Origin of the sequence: uncultured Nostoc sp. (assembly GCF_964245445.1) — a bacterium.
Lineage (GTDB): Bacteria > Cyanobacteriota > Cyanobacteriia > Cyanobacteriales > Nostocaceae > Nostoc.
The window spans coordinates 1-18,593 of sequence record NZ_CAXTNE010000155.1 but is presented as its reverse complement, the minus strand read 5'-3'; the positions used below and the strand labels follow the sequence as shown (position 1 = coordinate 18,593).

Genomic DNA, 18,593 nt, shown 5'->3' with positions numbered 1-18,593 from the left:
GTGGTGTTTGGCAACCGCGCCCCCGTTCTCGACCTCAACGGCAACTCACAGGGTATTGATTTTAGCACCACCTTTAGCGGCACTCCCGTCTCCATCATCGATAGCAACTTCACCCTTGGCGACAATGGCACTACCCTAGCTGGTGCCACCATCACCATTACCAATCTCTCGAATGGCGCAACCGAAAGTCTCAATGCTACTGCTATCGGCAACATCACCGCTACCTACAACCCCACCACAGGCACTCTCTCTCTTAGTGGCACGGATACCATTGCCAATTATCGACAAGTCCTCAGCAGCGTTACCTACAACAGTACAGCTACCACTGTTAACACCACAATTGAGTTTGTCGTCGATGACGGCCAAGATGTGAATAACACCAGTGCAGTAGCAACCACCACTTTGGGTTTTGTCCAGAAATTGATCACGGGCACAAGTAGTGCAGATATCCTTATCGGCACACCCAACAACAACATCATCGAGGGCAAAGCTGGTAACGACAAGCTCACTGGTAATGGTGGTCGAGACACATTCATCTTCTCAAGAGGGGATGGCATCGACACCATAACCGACTTTGGCGGCGTAGGTAGCGTAGGTATTGATTCAAATCCATCAACGGCGGCAATTGCTGAAGTTGATCCTTCAAATCCATCAACGGCGGCAATTGCTGAAGTTGATACTTTAAATCCATCAGCGGCGGTAATTGCTGAAGTTGATACCTTGGATTTTACTAGATTAGGATTGACTGCTAAAAATCTGCAATTAAATCAAAATGGCAACAATCTAGAACTCACTTTTGAAAATACAAGCAATACCCAAATCATTCTAGAAAACTTCCTGTTAGAAAAGCTGAATAATTTACCAGCATCTGATGTCAGCCCAGCTATTGGCAATATCCTGTTTGATAACCAGAGGGGCATCGTTGACAGTTTTGATGTCTTCGATGCCAACTCCACTCAAACTGAGTTATTTAACCCGAACACCGTTACATTCCTCAATGACCTTAACAATAACATTATGGGTTTTAAAGACTCCGGCGATGTGATTAATGGTCAGGGAGGTGATGACATCATCAACGGCAATAGTGGCAATGATTTGCTACGGGGTGGAACTGGTAATGATACCCTCATCGGTGGTGCTGGCGATGATACTCTGGTTGGCGGTGCTGGCAATGACGTACTCACAGGTGGTGAGGGTGTTGACAGATTCCTTTACAATACCGATGCTCCTTTTAACAGTACTGATGTTGGTCTAGATAGCATTAGTGGGTTCTACAGTGGATTTTTTGCAGTCACTACACAAAGTGACAAGATTGTACTGGATAAGGCTACCTTTAATACAATTACCTCTGTTCCGGGAATAGGTTTTAGTAACGAGAGTGATTTTGAAATTACTTCTTCTGCGGCGACTAGCACGGCGACAATTGTCTACGATCCTGTGAGTGGGCAGTTGTTCTACAACGAAAATGGCAGCACGGCTGGTTTCGGCATCGGTGGTCTATTTGTGACTCTAACTGGTGCGCCAATTCTCAAGGCATCTGATTTTATTATCCAAGCGTAGTTCGCTTGGAACAACAAACTTTGAGTTCCAAACACCAAACGACTCTGACTTTTCACGGGATCTGGAAAACCTCTCTCTTTGCAGGAGAGAGGCTTTGAATTCTCCCCCTTGCTTACCCTACGATGTACACACAAGTCAAAAAAAGATCGATGCAACAAAGGTGCAGGTCAAGAGGGACTTCCAATTAAAAAAATATCCCATCGCATTTAAGGCAGGGGAGCAGGGAGCAGGGGGCAGGGGGAGGAACACTCGTGTTGAGTCTAGAAATTGGGATAATTTATTTTTTGGAGTTCCCAGAGACTTATGTGTACACCGTAGCTTCCTTACCAGGGAAGGGGGTTGGGGGGTTAGGTTTCGCGTTAGTTTTTCCACATAGAGTGAAAAGTCAGAAACTAGATTAAAGCTAAGTACAGCATTTCATTAATTCGTAACGAATTAAATCTGACAATGCCAATGCATCGACTGACAATGGCAACGCATCGGCTGACAATGCCAACGCATCGGCTGACAATGCCAACGCATCGGCTGACAATGCCAATGCATCGGCTGACAATGGCAACGCGTCCCCTTGCATTAAAAACGCTACAATTTTACGCAAAGCTGTACTAAGAGTTTCTTAATTACGAATTCCGCACAGTGCTACTAGCCTTTAACTTAGGATAAGCAATGCGTTTGTGATGAAATTGCTGCCAAACATCTACAAATATCTGGGCAATTTTTGACATTTCTTCTCGTGTTAATCCTGAATCTACGAGTTGATTGTCTTGCCATTTGGCACGCAGAATATTATTAAGCATTGCTAAAGCTTGTTCAGTCGAAACATCTTTAAGCGATCGCTTTTCTGCCAAAGGTTTAGCCGATGCTTCGAGCGATCGCAGCGCCGCTTCACAAGAATCTGCTAACATGACAATTCCGGTTTCCCGTGATTGGGGAATCGGGCCATCGTAGCGAAAATCTGCGTCTTCTACTGTTAAACTTGGATCTTCTTGAGCCATTTGCTGGGCTTGATGATGGAAATAGGCAATTAGCATCGTTCCCTGATGCTCTGGAATAAATGCTTGGATCGCTGTAGGTAAAAGGTGTTTACGCGCCATCACTAACCCTTCAGTTACGTGCTTTTTAATAATTTCTGCACTCTTCCAAGGATCTTTAATCTCTGTATCATGTTTATTCGGCCCCCCCATTTGATTTTCAATAAAGCCAAGAGGGTCATGCATTTTGCCAATATCGTGATATAGTGTGCCAGCCCTGACTAGTTCAACATTGCATCCTAGTTCTTTGGCAGCAGCTTCAGCAAGAGTAGCCACAAGCAACGTATGCTGAAAAGTTCCAGGAGTTTCAGTAGCGAGTCGTTTTAATAAAGGGCGGTTAGGGTTCGCCAACTCCGCTAAACGGATTGGGGTAACTAAATCGAAAACTTTTTCTAGATAAGGACTCAAGCCTAAAGCTACAACACTCCAGCCTAAACCGGATAAAGCAAACAATCCGGCTTCTCGGAGGACAATATACCAAGTTGAACCAAATGCTTGACCAATTAAAATTTTAACAACCAGATAAATGCTACCCTGAGTTAAAGCGATCGCAACACCCAATAATGCCAATTCTTCACGCGATCGCAATCGTTGCGCTATGTAACTACCTAATATTCCTCCCCCTACACCAGCTAAAAGCGCAGCCTTGCTTATATCCAAGCTAATAGCTAATATCGGCAACAGCAGTCCGACAACTGTTAACGCCAAAGTGGGGCCGTAGAAGCTTCCCAACAATAAACCAAGGGCGCTCCAGGTGGTATAAGGCAATCCCATCGTTACCAATCCTGGCACACTCAGAGTTAGCAGTAACACCAATAAGCGATCGCGTTGTCGCAATTCGTAATTGACATGCCGTTCTACCCAAACAAAAATACCAATGGCGATCGCAATTACACCTGCTAACTTCACTAACTCGTGCCATTTTACCTCCCGGCGAACCAGGTGATAATGCTCCAGTACCTTAAAGTTCCATGCAGTAATCTGCGCTCCTTTTCTGACAATCACCTCACCATCCCGTACCTTCACCATCACGGGTGACACCCCAGCAGCAGCCTTTTGAGCGTTTTCTCTGGTTTGTTCTTCATCTTTTTGCAGATTTGGCTTGAGTACAGCTAACAACAGGTTCTTTGCCAAAGATTCGGCGGATTCTGGTACAAAAGACTGCAATTGTAAACTCACCGCATCCTGTAAGATATTTTTTGGCAGTCCTTGTGGGATGCCTTGGGTGAGAATCCGCTCTGCACTCTGATGGATTCCCATTTGTGTTGTTTTCCACTCCTCATCTGACAAATCCAAAAGTAGGGATTCCTCGTATACTACTTCTGAGGTAACAGTCTCTAACTGTAAAAGTTTGGCAGTGGCTTGGGTGTATCTTTGGCGTGCTTGGGAAATTTGGGAAATCGCTAAAGACAAGTTTTTCTTAGAAGTGACGCGGTAAGATTCTAATTCTGCTACTGCTTGAGTAAAGTCAGTGTTTTGAGAAAAATCAACAGGCTTTGTTTTCTGTGGCGTTGGTATTGTGCGCCGTTGGTGTTCCTGATTGGGTGCGGATGAGGCGGCGGTTTGTCCTGTTCCTTTTTTATTATGCTGATTTTTAGTATTTTCTACAGTTATTAGCAGTGCTTGCCATTCCGAGTCAGGACAAGAGCGGAGGTAACGCTGGGTAGAGATGGACAAAACTACAGGATCAAAAAAAGGAAAAGCTCTAGCAACAGCGCGAATTTCGTTGCCATCATCTAGAAGTCGTTGCAAATTTTCGTTAATTTGTTCGTTCATTCGCGCATTAATCATCAACACCTGTAAGGATGTTTCACTAACGGCTTGGCGCTGTAATTCTGTTTTTTTCTGATCTTCGATGCTAGCTGTGTAAGGCGCTGTAATTGTCAGGGGTGCAGGATTTCCGATTTGGAGTTGAGTTTGGTTGTATAATTTATGCCCAATAACGCCAGTGAGTGAGAGTAGAGCGATCGCTAAAATTACCAAGGAACGCTGTTCATGTACCCAATCTAAAGCGACTGCATAAATACTACTCTTAGTTGTGACCGATTTTGTCTTTGACTGGAGCGCTCTTTCTTGTTTTCGGCGATGCCTACGGCTGGCTACGCCTACGCTTTTATCGTTGCTTTTAGATAAAAATAAAATTACATTCTTAACGATAGTCCTTAAAAGTTCCCTTCTATGGCTTTTGCTTTTGGGGCTTCTCATTAACTTTCCCTTACGGCGTAGTCCTTTGTACTGTCGCCGACAGTTAGTCAATTGCTGGGTTAAGAACTGCAAAAATTGCTTTATTTTCATTATTTCTGCCTGCAATTGCTGATTTTGATAGCTCAAAATAGACAATCATCAGGGAAGTTTGCTCTGCGGCTGCTGCAACTAGGGTGGCAAAGCCTAATTAAAGCTTGCCATAATAGCTACCTACAGAATCAGTCCAAAGGTTTGCTGAAAAATTCTAGTATATAAGTTTTTTAGTTTTTGGCTAGATTTTAGTAGTCTTCAGTGTTTAGTACCCGCACCGTTGTTCGGTAAAAATAGGATTAACGCGACCGAATAACGCGAGGAGCTGCGTAAACTGAAGGCAGAACCACCTCACATCCCTCCTCAGTTAACTCCCTTGGATTTAAGGTAAGATCATACACTCCCGACCACACCGCCACAAATGCATCCGCCAATTTTAACATTTGGGAAAAGCTAGTTAATCCCCATGTTGGAGAATTCCTCTGTAAGAGCAAGACTTGCCAATTTATGGGAATTCCGCCTATACCGTTATATGCTCCTGATAAAGCACCAGTAATTGCACCTGTAGCCTGTAAGTCTAGGGGGGTAGCATGTTGCATGAAATTGCCATTGTGAGTAGCCCGCAAAACTGCCAGCCGGAAGTCTTCTAAGGTACTCAAAAAGCAATAGAACGCCATAGCAATAGTGTTACTGAGTTGTTCTTCCCTAGCAAACTCAGCTTGCGCCCTTGACAATCCCGCCCCTTGCTCTAATAAATTCTGAACTGTTAATAATTTTTTTGGTATTGATGTCGGTGTTTGTCCGAGAAAAGAAATTGTTTGTGGGATCAGGGTTAGGGGGTTGAGTTTTTCAGTTAAAGCAAGAGATATCGCATATCCTACTGCTAACGTTCCATCCCTTATTATTGGGTCATCCTCCCAGATTTTTAGGACATGCAGCAAGTTTTGCCGGAGCTTAATCGGATTTTCGTGAAAAAAAAGTGCTACTGGTAGTGTCGCAAGAATTATTTTGATCGATATGTCATCAGTTACTGTTAAATGAAGAGATTCTTGTTGCTGACGCGCTATCCAATCATCTAAATCTAATCTACCCAACACAATCAAACTCTCAGTACCTAGAACCGCCATTCTGCCCAAATCTAGGTAACTCTGAGACTGTATATTGCCAGTGGCTAAACTTTCCCCCAGTAATGCTCCGAGCAAAGTACCTCTAAACCGACTTACAGGAGAGTAACGCATAAACTATGTAGTTAAGAGTGAGGAGTTAATGAAATATTGCTAATTCCTAACTTTACTACCAACTACCAATTTCTAACTTCTAACTCTTGTACAGACGCGATTAATCGCGTCTCTTCTAACTCTTAACTCTCAAATGATTCACCAAAGCTTGTAAGCCCAACAAGTAACTTTGTTCGCCAAAACCACTTATTTGCCCGATCGCTACTGGGGCGATATACGAATGATGGCGAAAATCTTCCCGACGGTAAATATTACTCAGATGTACTTCGACTGTGGGCAAGTTAACAGCCGCGATCGCATCTCGCAATGCCACACTTGTATGGGTATATGCCCCTGCATTAATCAAAATCCCGTGATGTTGTCCTAATGCGGCATGAATAGTATCTACCAAAATTCCTTCATGATTTGACTGCACAGAAAAAACTTTCGCCTGTAACTTGAATCCCTCTTCTTCTAACAGGCGGTTAATTTCAGCTAGAGTCAACGCACCATAAATTCCTGGTTCTCGCTGTCCTAGCAAATTTAAGTTTGGCCCATGCAGTGCCAGAATGCTTAAGGGTTGCAACGTCGAGTTGAGCACTTTGAGATTAGTGGCGACGACGCGAGCGATCGTTTACAGGAATCGGAATCAGTTCCGGTTCCGGTTCTGCCTCTGGCCCAAACAGGCTCTCTATTAGCCTCCGTGCTAATTCCTTAACCTTTTCCAGCACCTTTTCTATATAGTCCATGAACTGACGGCTCCTGAGATACTACCTCAATTTTTGATTAACAGGTACGCAGAAATTGGCATATTTTCGCACCTCTGGCTTCCAACCGGGCTGATAAACAATCCCGTGTTTGGGACATAAGCCACTTCTAAAATTTGGCGTTGTGTTTTCCCTTACTTTTTAGAGTATCACACTTGCACCTACTGAACTGCATCCTATCAAGGATAGATATCAAGGGTCAAGAGTTCAGGATCGGACTTTGGACTCTTGACTACTAATTTTAGATTTACGATAGCGTAGCGTTAGCGACGTAGGAGCGTCTTTTAGATTTTAGATTTATTTCGCTTACAAGGCGCGGGGAATGAACCCCAAAATTCTTTAAATCCAAAATCGTTCGACTGAGCAAAGTCGAAGTCCAAAATTAGCTGACTTGCAATTAACCTTCTGTGCCCTTTTTTTTGGTAGAGGTTGTTGACTTAGCAGTTGACTTAGATTTAGAAGTCGTTGATTTAGTCGTTTTGCGAGTCGATTTCGCTGTTGATGCTTTAGCTGACAACAAGTTCAGTGCCTCAGCCAAGGTTACATTTTCTACCGTTTGACCTTCTGGGATACTCACATTAGTTTTGCCATGCTTGATGTAAGGGCCATAAGGGCCATCGTAGATGTTAATTGTTTCTCCATCATCTGGATGTGTACCCAATTCGCGTAAAGCTGCCTTGGACTTGTTGTTTGTAGAACTGCGTCCTTTTTTGGGTTCAGACAATAATTCTAATGCACGTTCTAAGCTAATTGTCAATACATTATCAGCAGCTTTTAGAGAACGGTAGTCTTTCCCCTCCTTACCCTGGTCATGAACCACATAAGGGCCAAAGCGCCCCAAACTTGCTTGGATTTTGCTGCCAGTGACTGGATGAACTCCCAATGTCCGGGGTAGTGCCAACAGACCAACAGCCATTTCCAGAGTAACGGTTTCTGGGGTAACACCTTTGAGTAGGGAGGCTTGTTTAGGTTTGGGGTTTTCGTCGGTTTTATCACCCAATTGGACATAAGGGCCATAGGCACCAATCTTCACATAAATTGGTTCGCCAGTTTCGGGATGCCGACCTACCTGATCAGGGCCAGTGGTTTTTTGTCGCAGCAATACTTCAACCTGTTTGGGGTCGAGGTCGGCTGGTGTCAGGTCTTTGGGAATTGAAGCGGTGATAACCCCCTCACCATTTTCGACTTCAATGTAGGGGCCATATTTCCCAATGCGGACTTTCGCATCTAGATTCTCCAGTTCTACAGTCCTAGCTTTAGTGGCATCAATTTGACTTTCCCGTTCTTTTACCAGGGTTTCCAGCCCTTTCTCTCCCAGGTAGAATTGCTGCAAGTAGGGTAGCCATTTGGCTTCACCTGTGGCAATGTCATCCAGGGTTTGCTCCATCTTTGAGGTAAAACTGGGATCAACAACGTCCGGGAAATGTTTTTCCAGCAAGTCGGTGACGGCAAAAGCGGTGAAGGTAGGAATAAGAGCATTACTCACCAAATGGGCATAACCCTTGTCGATGATGGTGCCAATGATGCTGGCGTAGGTACTGGGACGACCGATACCTTCGCTTTCTAAGGTTTTCACTAAAGTTGCTTCGGTGTATCTAGCTGGCGGTTGGGTTTCGTGCCCAACTGCTTCTAAGTCTGTACAATTCGGATGATCTCCTACTTTCAGATTCGGCAAAATCACTTCCTGGTCTTCCAGTGCTGCTTCTGGGTCGTCTGAACCTTCAACGTAGGCACGTAAGTATCCTGGAAATTCAATCCGTTTGCCAGAAGAACGGAATCCAGCATCCTCAACTTGCAATTGCACGGTAATTTGAGTTTGGCGGGAATCAGCCATTTGACAGGCAACAGTCCGCTTCCAAATCAAATCGTAGACAGCAAGTTCTCGACCGCCCAAACCAGTTTCTTGAGGTGTGCGAAAGCTGCTACCTGCTGGACGAATGGCTTCGTGCGCCTCTTGTGCGCCTTTGGATTTGGTGGTGTATTGCCGGGGTTGGGGACTGAGGTATTGTTGACCGTAGAGCTTTTCTACACAACTCCGAGCAGCTGCGATCGCTTGATCTGACAAATGCACCGAATCTGTCCGCATATAGGTAATATACCCCTGCTCGTACAAATTCTGGGCAACCCGCATCGTATCACGGGCTGAGAGGCGCAATTTCCGGTTAGATTCTTGTTGCAGCGTTGAGGTGGTAAACGGTGGCGACGGTTTGCGCGTCACTGGGCGTTCCTCCATCTCGGTAACACTCCAGGTTTTCCCAGTTAGGCGTTCCTTGAGGGCTACCGCTTGGTCTTCGTTGAGCAACAAGACATTCCGACCTGCGGTAATTTGTCCGGTCGTTGCGTCAAAATCACTGCCGTTAGCGATTTTGGTTCCTGCCAATGTTACCAACTGGGCAGCAAAGGGGGGTTTTTCCTTTGAGAAACTGGCTTTCAAATCCCAGTATGTACCTTCACGGAACGCGCGGCGTTGGCGTTCCCTAGTGACTAAAAGCCGCACGGCTACAGATTGCACTCGCCCAGCAGATAATCCCCAGGCGATTTTTTTCCATAGCAGGGGAGACAGGGTATAGCCCACCAGTCGATCTAAAATCCGCCGCGTTTCTTGGGCGCGAACCAACTGCTCATCGATATTGCGGCAGTCTTTCAGAGCTTTTTTGATCGCCTCTTCGGTTATTTCGTGAAACACCATCCGCTTAGTGGGAACTTTCGGCTTCAGCAATTGGTATAAATGCCAACTAATGCTTTCACCTTCCCGGTCTTCGTCCGTTGCCAGAATCAATTCATCTACATCTTTGAGGGCTTCTTTAAGCTGGGTGACAATTTTCTTTTTGTCTTTCGGGACAACATATACCGGTTCAAAGTCGGCGTCCACATTTACCCCTAGCTGCGCCCATGATTCCCCCTTGACGGCAGCGGGAATTTCACTAGCCGACTGGGGGAGGTCACGCACATGACCCATAGACGCCTCCACCCGATAGCTTGATGGCAGGTAGTTGCGAATGGTACGAGCTTTGGCTGGAGATTCGACGATGACGAGAGTTGACATGGAAATTTCAATAAAAAGAAGAGCTACTAAGCAAAACAGTCAAATTGAGGTAATTTTTGCAAATTGTCAAGATAAAAGGTCACGCTTAGGGCGGTGATTTAATCCTCACATAAACTGCCTGCTTGGGATAAAATCTGCTGAACTTATGGCCCAGTCTGTCCCAGAGGTTAGAGGAGGAGAACGCTGGGTGTGAATTTCCAGCTATTTCAATCTTTAACTTATCTAACGCATAATTGGCGACTACAGTTTTCAAAATATCATCGGGGAGTGGGGAATGGGGAATGGGAGATGAGGAAGTAGGGGAAGGAAGGGAAGAAGAACTATTTAATTGACCAATGCCCAATCCCTAAGAGCTTGTGCCAAGATTAAACCAAACTTGAGAGCAAAAACGAAGTGGGGTTTGTACCCATGCCAGGAAAGCAAAACCATGAAACCGATTCGCCAAGGTGATGTAATCTTACTGCCTGTGCAGCAAATTGAAGGACAAAAAATACCTCACTTAACTTTGGCAGAAGGCGAAGTTAGGGGGCATAAGCATCGCATTACTGAGGGAAACGCAGAATTATACGATAAAGATAGCACACTCTATTTGCGTGTGTTTTCCGACTCGGCATTGCTTGTCCATGAGGAGCATAAAGCTATTTATATTCCCCAAGGTGACTGGATGGTGAAAATTCAACGGGAATACGAGCCTGAAGGTTGGCGATATGTCGCTGATTGAAAAGTTAACGCCTGAGCAAGAGGCTTTGATTCCAGTTTATCGAGAGAAGTGGAGAGCGATCGCGCTTTCAACTGAGCGAATTGATAGAGAAAAAGCAGCTAATGTGGTAAAAGCTGCTTATGTAGCGATTGGTTTTGAAGAACCTGAAGTTGTTTTTTGTGATAGCCCTTATGCAGCTTGCAACTGGATGCTAAAACAACTGTCATCTCAATTTATAGACAATTATCTCAATAATGAACCAAATAGTTTAGAAAGCTTATTTTCGCCTCATATCTTTAAAGAACTTTCGATTAAACTCTATCAACAGCTTGGGAAAAAAGTCCGTAAGCAATTCATCTACTGTTTCTATGGGATGGCAAATTGTCTGTTAAATTATGAAATATACAAAGGTTTAATTAAAAAATTTTATACTCAATTAAACGAGGAAATAGAGGATAAATCGTGGTTGATTGAAGTTCAAGTTAATAACTCCTTTAGACTTGAAAATCACGGTAATTGCATGGATTTAAATGATTTTTGTATCTCTGTTTTGAACATTGCTCATCATCAACAAGAATGGGAAAGATTTCAATCTTTCATACAAGAATGTGGTTGGTTGTTTGCGTATGATGACATTTGTATAGTATGCGATCGCCCGCTTCACCTGCGCTTCGACAATCAAGATCGCCTCCACGCTGAAGGCAAACCCGCCATTGAATTTACTGATGGATATAGCCTTTACTCATACCACGGTGTAACCTTGCCTGAAAAATACGGTAAAATCCACCCGCAGCAATGGCAATCTCAATGGCTTTTATCGGAGGAAAACGCCGAACTACGCCGAGTGTTAATTCAGGGTATTGGTTACGCTAGAATTTGCCAAGAATTACAAGCAATTGAATTAGATTTTTGGAAAGAATATACTCTATTAAAAATAGATAATGATGTCGATGAAGAACCAATTTACTTGTTAAAAATGACTTGCCCCAGTACAGGGTTTATTCACGCCTTACGAGTTCCACCAAATATGAACTCAGCGCGTGAAGCAATTCGCTGGGTAAATTGGGGAATTGATCCAGAAGAATTTGCTGTGCAAACCTGAGTTTATCAAGCCCAGCTTTTTTATTGGGTTTTATTTTTGAGATTATAGACAAAATATAGTGCTTCTCGAATGGAAGCAATACATTTTGACCTCACTTCCATTCCTCTCTCCTAAAAGGAGAGAGGCTTTGAGGCTTACTCCCCAACGCTCGCAGGGAAGGGGCAGGGGGTTAGGTCTGTATTTCACGCAATTGAGAACCGCTATAAAAGACGCAAATTTATTTTTTGCGTCTTCTTTTTTTGGAGATTTTGAAAATTAGAAACTGAATGTGGTTCTCAGTGCGCCAATTACAACATCATCGTTGTCATTGTTATGATCTGGCGATGTTAACCAGATGACTCCTGGAGTAATAGTAATATTGTCAGTCAACTTATACTGGTAGAACGCTTCAAGATGATAGGATGTATCCCGATCTCTATCCAATCCTGCGATGTTAGAGCTTGTCACTTTTGGCTCCACACCAGCGATGATACCTGCTAAGTTACCTTCTTTACCAAGGTCAGGAAAGCCGAGAGTGACGGCATAGTTCCAAATGTCAACCTCTCCACGATCGCCATTTAATGTGCGGCTGTTGGTGTATCCAGCCCAACCACCCAAGACTATGTTATCAGTGATGCCAATGGATGCTTCGACACCGTAAGAATTACTGGAAAATCGGGAATCTAACGTACCATCGCCATCTAAATCCAAGGGCCCGAGAGTTGCTGCATTACTACCCGTGAGTAGTGGTTGGTTGTAGGAATTGATGTAAGTTAAACCAATAGTAATGCGATCGCTTGGTTTAACCGTCAGCTGTGCTAGCGCACCGTAAGAACTATTAAACAAACCATTATTGGGCGTAGGGTCATTAGCTGTACCACTCAAATACCCTAGACTCAGTGCCAATTTCTCACTGAACTCGTGCGTTACTGCCAACCCCGCGCCATTTATCTGACCATAAATTGGGTTGCGTGTACCAAAGGTGGACAAAGCACCAAAGGAGCCATCACCGTCAAAGAGATTGACAGTACTGGTAATATCATCTGCTGCAGCTGCGTTGGCAAGAGCAGTAACCTGTGTTCTTTCACCCAGAGGGAATTTGTAATACAAGGCATCTATAAAAGCATTAGTAGTACCATCCTCGCCAGCAAAAAATAAGTTGCCCTCTGGTGTACCAATGTTAGGGCTGAGAATATTATTAGCCTGGATTCTGGTAAACAGTGTATCTTTGCCTGTGAAACTTGTCACAAGTTCTATCCGTGCCCGTAACCCTAAAGTTGTATTCTTGTCTGTAATTTCCTCACCGTTGACTGTATTTCCTGACAAAACATCGCTGGCGACTGCGATAACTTCTCCTTGCAGTTTGGTTGTAGTTGAGAACTGATTTGCCTCCAATTCAGCAGTTTTAGCTTCTACTGCATCTACACGACCTCGGAGTGTCGCCAGTTCTGCTGAAAAATCTTCTTGCAGCTTTTGTAATGTAGCTAAATCTTGTTTGTTAACTAAATCCCCGGTGGCTGTAGCAATAAGTTCGTTAACGCGGTCAAGACAAGCATTCAAACCAGCCGCAAACTCATACCGCGTCAATGCCCGATTACCACGATAAGTGCTATTTGGGTATCCTGCAATACAACCATAACGCTCAACCAAAGACTGCAATGCTTGAAATGCCCAGTCCGTGGGTTGTACATCGGAAAATTGAGACACAGAGGTAACTTGCGCCATTGGATTAACTGGCGCGATGTTCGTAGCTCTTATATCTGGATTAGCTAAAACTTGCGGTTGATTGATTTCAGACTTTCCCGATGTTTCACCTGCAAATGTAGCAGTATTCACAAATAGCATGACACCGCAGACTGCTGGACTAACTAGCAGATATTTCCAGAATTTTTGCATTTCTCTCCTCACACTGATCTCCAACTCACACCCAAACCACGTTTTTTAAACGTGTATTTTATGAGAATATTTGTCAGCAATCTTATCAGAAGTAAGCAACCTCTTTAACAAAAAAAGTCAAGAAATCCTAATTATTTAGGGAAAACTAAATTGCAGAGGGTTGTACCGTCTGAAAAAGTTTTGTTGTTATTCATTACACAGAAAACCCAAAATAATATTATATGCCTAAAATGAGAATGAGAATTATTATAGTATAAACTTGTCAATAGGAATTTTGACAGAGGCAGAGTCAGCATCCGTTTTGGGGAGAAAATACGTGATTGTAAATTGTAGAGGAATTAGAACAAGCAAACAAAGAAGCGGCATCTTGCCCATAATTGCTTTGCTGATGTTGTCAATGGCTACTGGCTGTAGTCAATCGAATCCAAATCAGGGAAAGACTTCCGAACAGTCGCCGCAAGCACAGGAAGCTGCTTCTACCCCGTCGGTGCAGTCGGGAAAAACTAAAGTAGTGACAACATTTTTGCCGATATATTTGTTTACTAAGGCAGTAGCTCTTAATGTGGCAGATGTAGAAATTCTAGTGCCACCTGGTACGGAGGTGCATGAATATCAAGCGACACCCGAAAATGTCAAGGCGATCGCAACTGCGAATGTGTTAGTAAAAAATGGTTTAGGTTTGGAGGAATTTCTGGAAAATACTGTTAAAAATGCCCAAAATAGCAAATTAGCTGAAATTGATGCTAGTAAAGGTATTAAACCCTTAAATGAAATTTCACCTGTTGTAAAAACGGCCCAAGAAGAAAAAGACGACGAACATAGCCAAGGTAATCCACACGTTTGGTTAGATCCAGTTTTGGCAAAACAGCAGGTAACTAATATTCGAGATGGATTAGTTGCTGCTGACCCAGCGAACAAAGCAACTTATGAGGCGAATGCTGCGACTTATATTAAAGAATTAGAAAGTTTAAACAGCGAATTTCAACAGACTTTGCAGAAAACTCCTAGTTGTACCTTTATTACCTTTCATGATGCGTTTCCATATTTAGCTAAACGCTATAACCTCAAGCAAGTTGCTGTGGTACAAATTCCCGAAGATCAACTTTCACCAACGGATGTGCAAAATGCAGTTAATGCGGTGAAAAAGTACAAAGTTAAAGCTTTATTTAGCGAACCAGGAGTAGATAACAAACTTCTATCCAGCCTTTCCAAAGATTTAAAATTAACTTTGCGTCCTCTGGATTCTCTAGAAACTGGCGAAACAGATCCACAGCATTATTTCAAGGCTATGAAAGCTAACTTGCAAACTCTGCAAACAGCATGTAAATAGGTTTGTCATTTGTCAGTTGTCCTACCCTGCGGGAAGCCGCTAGCGCGTCTATGTCCTTTGCAAATGACTAATGACCAATGACCAATGATTAATGACCAATGACTAATGACCAATGACTAATGACTAATGACATTGCTATTTTAAAAGTAGAAGGATTAACTGTCTATCAAGGCAGCTATCTAGCTGTTCGAGATGTTTCTTTTCAATTATTGCCAGGAACAGATACAGCTATCGTCGGCCCCAATGGTGCTGGTAAAAGTACTTTGGTAAAAGCGGTTTTAGATTTGATACCTCGAAGTGCTGGTACGATTCAAATATTCGGTCGTCCAATTGCAAGACTGGGGCGTTTACGTCACTTATTGGGCTATATGCCGCAAAACTTCATTTTTGACCGCAGCTTTCCCATTTCTGTCAGCGAGTTAGTAGGACTTGGATGGGACAAGGAAGCGAAAAAAGGGGATTTATTTTTCTCTAGGCTGTGGAGACAAGACCAAGAAAAATCGGCAGCCGTAGGAGAAGCTTTACGGCGAACCGATGCTTATCATTTACAGCATCAAGCTATTGGTACTCTTAGCGGTGGTCAACTCAAGCGGGTTTTATTGGCTTATTGTTTGGTAATGCCTCGGAAACTGTTGGTACTAGATGAAGCCTTTGCTGGTGTTGATGTGCAAGGTTCAGCAGATTTTTACGCTTTGCTAAATGAATTAAAGCGTCAAGAGGGTTGGACAGTATTGCAAGTTTCTCATGATATTGATATGGTAAATCGCCATTGCGATCGCGTGCTTTGCCTGAACCAAAGTATTGTTTGTACTGGTAAGCCGGAAATTGCCCTTTCACCGCAAAACCTGTTAGCAACCTACGGCCCAGGTTTCAGCCGTTACCAGCACCAACATTAAAGCTTATAAGTATGAATTTCTTCAATGATTGTCAGATAGCAAGGCTAGCGATCGCCAATAGCAATGACTTAGTAAGCTTGTTAACATTCCCTTTTATGCAGCGTGCGATCGTAGGTGCTGTGTTGATGGGAATACTTGGCGGGATGTTGGGTAGTTTTGTCACCTTGCGCCAGTTGTCCTTTTTCAGCCACGCGGTTGGTCATGCAGCATTAGTAGGTGTGGCGTTAGGTGTGCTGCTACAAATAAATCCGACTTGGATGCTGTTACCTTTTACCTTGGTTTTTGGGGTTATTGTCCTCTACTTTATCGACAAAACCGACTTAGGTAGCGATAGCGTTCTTAGCATAGTGCTATCTGGGGCATTAGCGATCGGTGTGATTCTCACTAGCCTAATTAAAGGATATCGTGGCAACTTGATGGCTGTGCTGTTCGGCGATATTCTAGCGATCGATACCACAGATTTGATTTTGACGTTGCTAGTACTTGTGGGAGGCAGCATATTTTTACTATCAACCCTGCGGCAGCAAATTTTATTGACCCTTAACCCCGATGTAGCTCAAGTTCAAGGTATTCCCGTCCAGTTGTACCGCTACGTCTTTGTGGTCTTGCTTTCACTCGCCGTTGCTGTAGCGATTAAAGCTGTCGGCGTTTTACTGGTGAACGCCTTTTTGGTGATTCCCGCTTCTACCGCCAAACTGATGAGTCACCACTTTAGCCGCTTTCTAGTCATGTCGGTGATAGTTGGTTCCATTAGCAGCATTGCTGGCATCATTGTGTCAGGTATTTTCAACTTTGCTTCTGGCCCAAGTATTGTTCTTGTTCAATTTCTGCTATTTGTAGCCGTTTTCATCTGGTTTAAGTTGAATTTGAAAGCCGCATAAATCTTTTTTCTCCAAGGGCTTGCTATTTTCTTGGATGTTTGCTACATTTATTAATCGTGGCTCACAAAAGCCCCAGCCGGGATAGCTCAGTTGGTAGAGCAGAGGACTGAAAATCCTCGTGTCACCGGTTCAAGTCCGGTTCCTGGCATACATTACAGAAAAATAGCCCCCCTAGTGTAAGGCATAACTGACATAAATTCGGCATAAGCCAATTTATATCATAATCCAGGAAAAGGCTTATGTGGATTCATTATTATGTTTTTAACTTAATTGTACTTATAACCCTATAGACAAGAAGCGTGTAAGGTAAAAATAACTTGCTAGCCCTTAAGGTTTGCCAAAAAATAGCGTTGAGCAAGCCGTCAAAGGCAAGGGTATTTTACAAACTCATAGGTTTTGTAAAAATGCAATGAAGTGAAAGCAGGTAAGACTCAAGATATTTTTTACACAGACTAGAATGAATGTAAAACGTAACAGTAGAAAAACATTTTTCTGACTGCAAACCTTATTTTAAACCTGTTAATCAGAACTTTTTTCGCCAACCAAATGTAAAAATTTGCCCCTAAAATGGCTAATAAATATATTTTGGCTATTCATGTCTGAATACCTTGCTTTTCCTTTTCGGGTATTTACATCACATAATCCTAACTCTGTTAAATTATATAAACTCTCTTTTACCATTTCTTCCGTAACATTTTCTATTTTTCTCTATTTTTGAGAACAATGTTATTAAAAGTACAATGGAACAATAAAATAAGATGCTTGTAACTCTGTCTAAGTTTCGTACAGGCGTCTTATCTCATATTCTTTTTGAAAAAAATAATATTAGCTATCTTTAGCTATCTAAGTTCGATTGCTCGTCTTCATCCAGTGCTTTTTGAATAGCGCGTCTACAGAATTCTGGCGGGTCATCTTTGATAGATAATTTTTCCTTCATTGTTTTGGTAACACGTAAATTCAATCTTTCGGTTAACGACTCTTCCCTATCTGTAGTGAACGGCCGTAAATTTTCTGGGTTACCTTTGTTTTTAGTCATTTATGTAGAAATATAAATAATGCTATTCTTAACGTGCCTACCAGTGGGAAATATCATTTGGTGGGTAGCTGTTGACCGTGGAAAGTTTTAGCTACCCAGTGTCCGTCTATTAAATGAACAATTCCATGTTTACACGAACGGAACTCGAAATCAAAACTAAACCAGAATTAGCGCAATTGTGTTTGCGCTATGGGTTAAAGCCTACAGGGAACAGAGCATATAAGACTAGTTACATTACATCCGTTATGGTGTTCCCTCAAATAGCGCTTTCTCAGTTTGAGGTAGGTAAAGGACTAAAGAATGTCACTTTTGCCTTTATGCAAGAGTTATCGAGCGCTATAGAACAGATGAACTCACCGAGCGATGAGCAGTCAGCACTCATCAAAGCAAGCTTGGAAGGAAGAGTTTTAAATGCTCTCGATAGGTACGTCCAAGAGAAACTGCTAGCACTGCATAAAGCTAAACATCACCTTGAGGTAGCGTTAGGGCTGTTAAGCCAGTAAACCCAATCCCTGATGTCCATTGCCTGTAAGCTTCCCTTGTGGAAGCTTTTTTAATGGGTGCGTAGGCATGGAAAATAGGGTCAAAATTTGACCCTAAAAATCGACCTTTTAAGCACCTAAAAAACAAAAAGACCAGCCTCCCACAGCTGGTCTGGAACATTTTTTTTGCGTTGTCTTCTCAAGAGAGTTAAAACCCAATTGCGCGTTCCCAAAATGCAACGGGCAACTTTTCTTAACAATATTGTAACAGCCAACACAGATTTTTCCAGAATATTCATCAAAAAAAGATATGAACAAAGCTTAAAAGCTTCTATCTATCAGGAGAATTCACCAGATCGCAGGGTATAGATAGGGGAGATGAGGGAGATGGGGAACAGAGGGGAAGGAAGTTGCAGTAAGTCTTTCCCCTCCACC

At 43.1% G+C, this 18,593-nt stretch carries 15 protein-coding genes and 1 tRNA gene; 8 read left to right on the top strand and 8 right to left on the bottom strand.

Annotated features, from left to right (window positions below; genetic code table 11):
- Entirely contained in the window at positions 1–1,560 is a 1,560-nt protein-coding gene (locus tag ACFE90_RS23130) for a hypothetical protein (protein WP_375504675.1), read from the top strand.
- A 403-nt stretch (positions 1,561–1,963) separates the two neighbouring features.
- Here ACFE90_RS23130 and ACFE90_RS23125 read toward each other — a convergent pair whose 3' ends face one another.
- The 6 genes from ACFE90_RS23125 to topA all read right to left on the bottom strand — a co-directional run bounded on the left by ACFE90_RS23125 (position 1,964) and on the right by topA (position 9,856).
- Complete coding sequence (locus tag ACFE90_RS23125; protein WP_375504673.1) at positions 1,964–2,134, bottom strand: hypothetical protein; 171 nt, start codon at positions 2,132–2,134, stop codon at positions 1,964–1,966.
- Between the two features lie 46 nt (positions 2,135–2,180).
- Positions 2,181–4,886, bottom strand: coding sequence for an HD family phosphohydrolase (locus tag ACFE90_RS23120; RefSeq protein WP_375504671.1), 2,706 nt, complete (start codon positions 4,884–4,886; stop codon positions 2,181–2,183).
- Between the two features lie 239 nt (positions 4,887–5,125).
- Positions 5,126–6,064 (bottom strand): ADP-ribosylglycohydrolase family protein, encoded by a 939-nt coding sequence (locus ACFE90_RS23115; protein ID WP_375504669.1) that lies wholly within the window; start codon positions 6,062–6,064, stop codon positions 5,126–5,128.
- Positions 6,065–6,179: 115 nt separating this feature from the next.
- A complete protein-coding gene (gene aroQ, locus ACFE90_RS23110; RefSeq protein ID WP_375504679.1) occupies positions 6,180–6,629 on the bottom strand; it encodes a type II 3-dehydroquinate dehydratase in 450 nt (149 codons plus the stop codon).
- A gap of 22 nt (positions 6,630–6,651) precedes the next feature.
- On the bottom strand, positions 6,652–6,792 hold the full coding sequence (locus tag ACFE90_RS23105) for a hypothetical protein (protein ID WP_229465963.1): 141 nt from the start codon (positions 6,790–6,792) through the stop codon (positions 6,652–6,654).
- Between the two features lie 415 nt (positions 6,793–7,207).
- Positions 7,208–9,856, bottom strand: coding sequence for a type I DNA topoisomerase (topA, locus tag ACFE90_RS23100; RefSeq protein WP_375504667.1), 2,649 nt, complete (start codon positions 9,854–9,856; stop codon positions 7,208–7,210).
- A gap of 427 nt (positions 9,857–10,283) precedes the next feature.
- Between topA and ACFE90_RS23095 the strand changes: the two genes are divergently transcribed.
- Both ACFE90_RS23095 and ACFE90_RS23090 read left to right on the top strand, forming a co-directional pair.
- Positions 10,284–10,577, top strand: coding sequence for a hypothetical protein (locus ACFE90_RS23095; protein WP_375504665.1), 294 nt, complete (start codon positions 10,284–10,286; stop codon positions 10,575–10,577).
- Positions 10,564–11,658: a DUF6745 domain-containing protein gene (locus ACFE90_RS23090; RefSeq protein ID WP_375504663.1), complete on the top strand. Its 1,095-nt coding sequence runs from the start codon at positions 10,564–10,566 to the stop codon at positions 11,656–11,658. The genes ACFE90_RS23095 and ACFE90_RS23090 overlap by 14 nt, the downstream gene beginning before the upstream one ends.
- 255 nt (positions 11,659–11,913) lie before the next feature.
- On the opposite strand, the gene ACFE90_RS23085 is transcribed toward ACFE90_RS23090, so the two are convergent.
- Positions 11,914–13,533 carry an iron uptake porin gene (locus ACFE90_RS23085; protein ID WP_375504661.1) on the bottom strand — a complete coding sequence of 540 codons (1,620 nt, stop codon included), beginning with the start codon at positions 13,531–13,533 and terminating at the stop codon, positions 11,914–11,916.
- A 388-nt stretch (positions 13,534–13,921) separates the two neighbouring features.
- Here ACFE90_RS23085 and ACFE90_RS23080 point away from each other — a divergent pair, with 388 nt between their 5' ends.
- From ACFE90_RS23080 to ACFE90_RS23065, 4 genes are all read left to right on the top strand, one after another.
- The gene (locus tag ACFE90_RS23080) at positions 13,922–14,863 is read left to right on the top strand and encodes a metal ABC transporter substrate-binding protein (RefSeq protein ID WP_375504677.1); all 942 of its coding nucleotides are present in this window, start codon (positions 13,922–13,924) and stop codon (positions 14,861–14,863) included.
- 119 nt (positions 14,864–14,982) lie between these two features.
- Positions 14,983–15,759: a metal ABC transporter ATP-binding protein gene (locus ACFE90_RS23075; RefSeq protein ID WP_375504659.1), complete on the top strand. Its 777-nt coding sequence runs from the start codon at positions 14,983–14,985 to the stop codon at positions 15,757–15,759.
- Between the two features lie 11 nt (positions 15,760–15,770).
- The gene (locus ACFE90_RS23070; RefSeq protein ID WP_375504657.1) at positions 15,771–16,640 is read left to right on the top strand and encodes a metal ABC transporter permease; all 870 of its coding nucleotides are present in this window, start codon (positions 15,771–15,773) and stop codon (positions 16,638–16,640) included.
- A 75-nt stretch (positions 16,641–16,715) separates the two neighbouring features.
- Positions 16,716–16,788: transfer RNA gene (locus ACFE90_RS23065), tRNA-Phe, on the top strand.
- A 687-nt stretch (positions 16,789–17,475) separates the two neighbouring features.
- Here ACFE90_RS23065 and ACFE90_RS23060 read toward each other — a convergent pair.
- Positions 17,476–17,676, bottom strand: a complete 201-nt coding sequence (locus tag ACFE90_RS23060; protein WP_375504655.1) for a hypothetical protein — start codon at positions 17,674–17,676, stop codon at positions 17,476–17,478.
- Positions 17,677–17,801: 125 nt separating this feature from the next.
- Between ACFE90_RS23060 and ACFE90_RS23055 the strand changes: the two genes are divergently transcribed.
- Entirely contained in the window at positions 17,802–18,179 is a 378-nt protein-coding gene (locus ACFE90_RS23055; RefSeq protein ID WP_375504653.1) for a hypothetical protein, read from the top strand.
- The last annotated feature ends 414 nt before the right edge of the window (positions 18,180–18,593 follow it).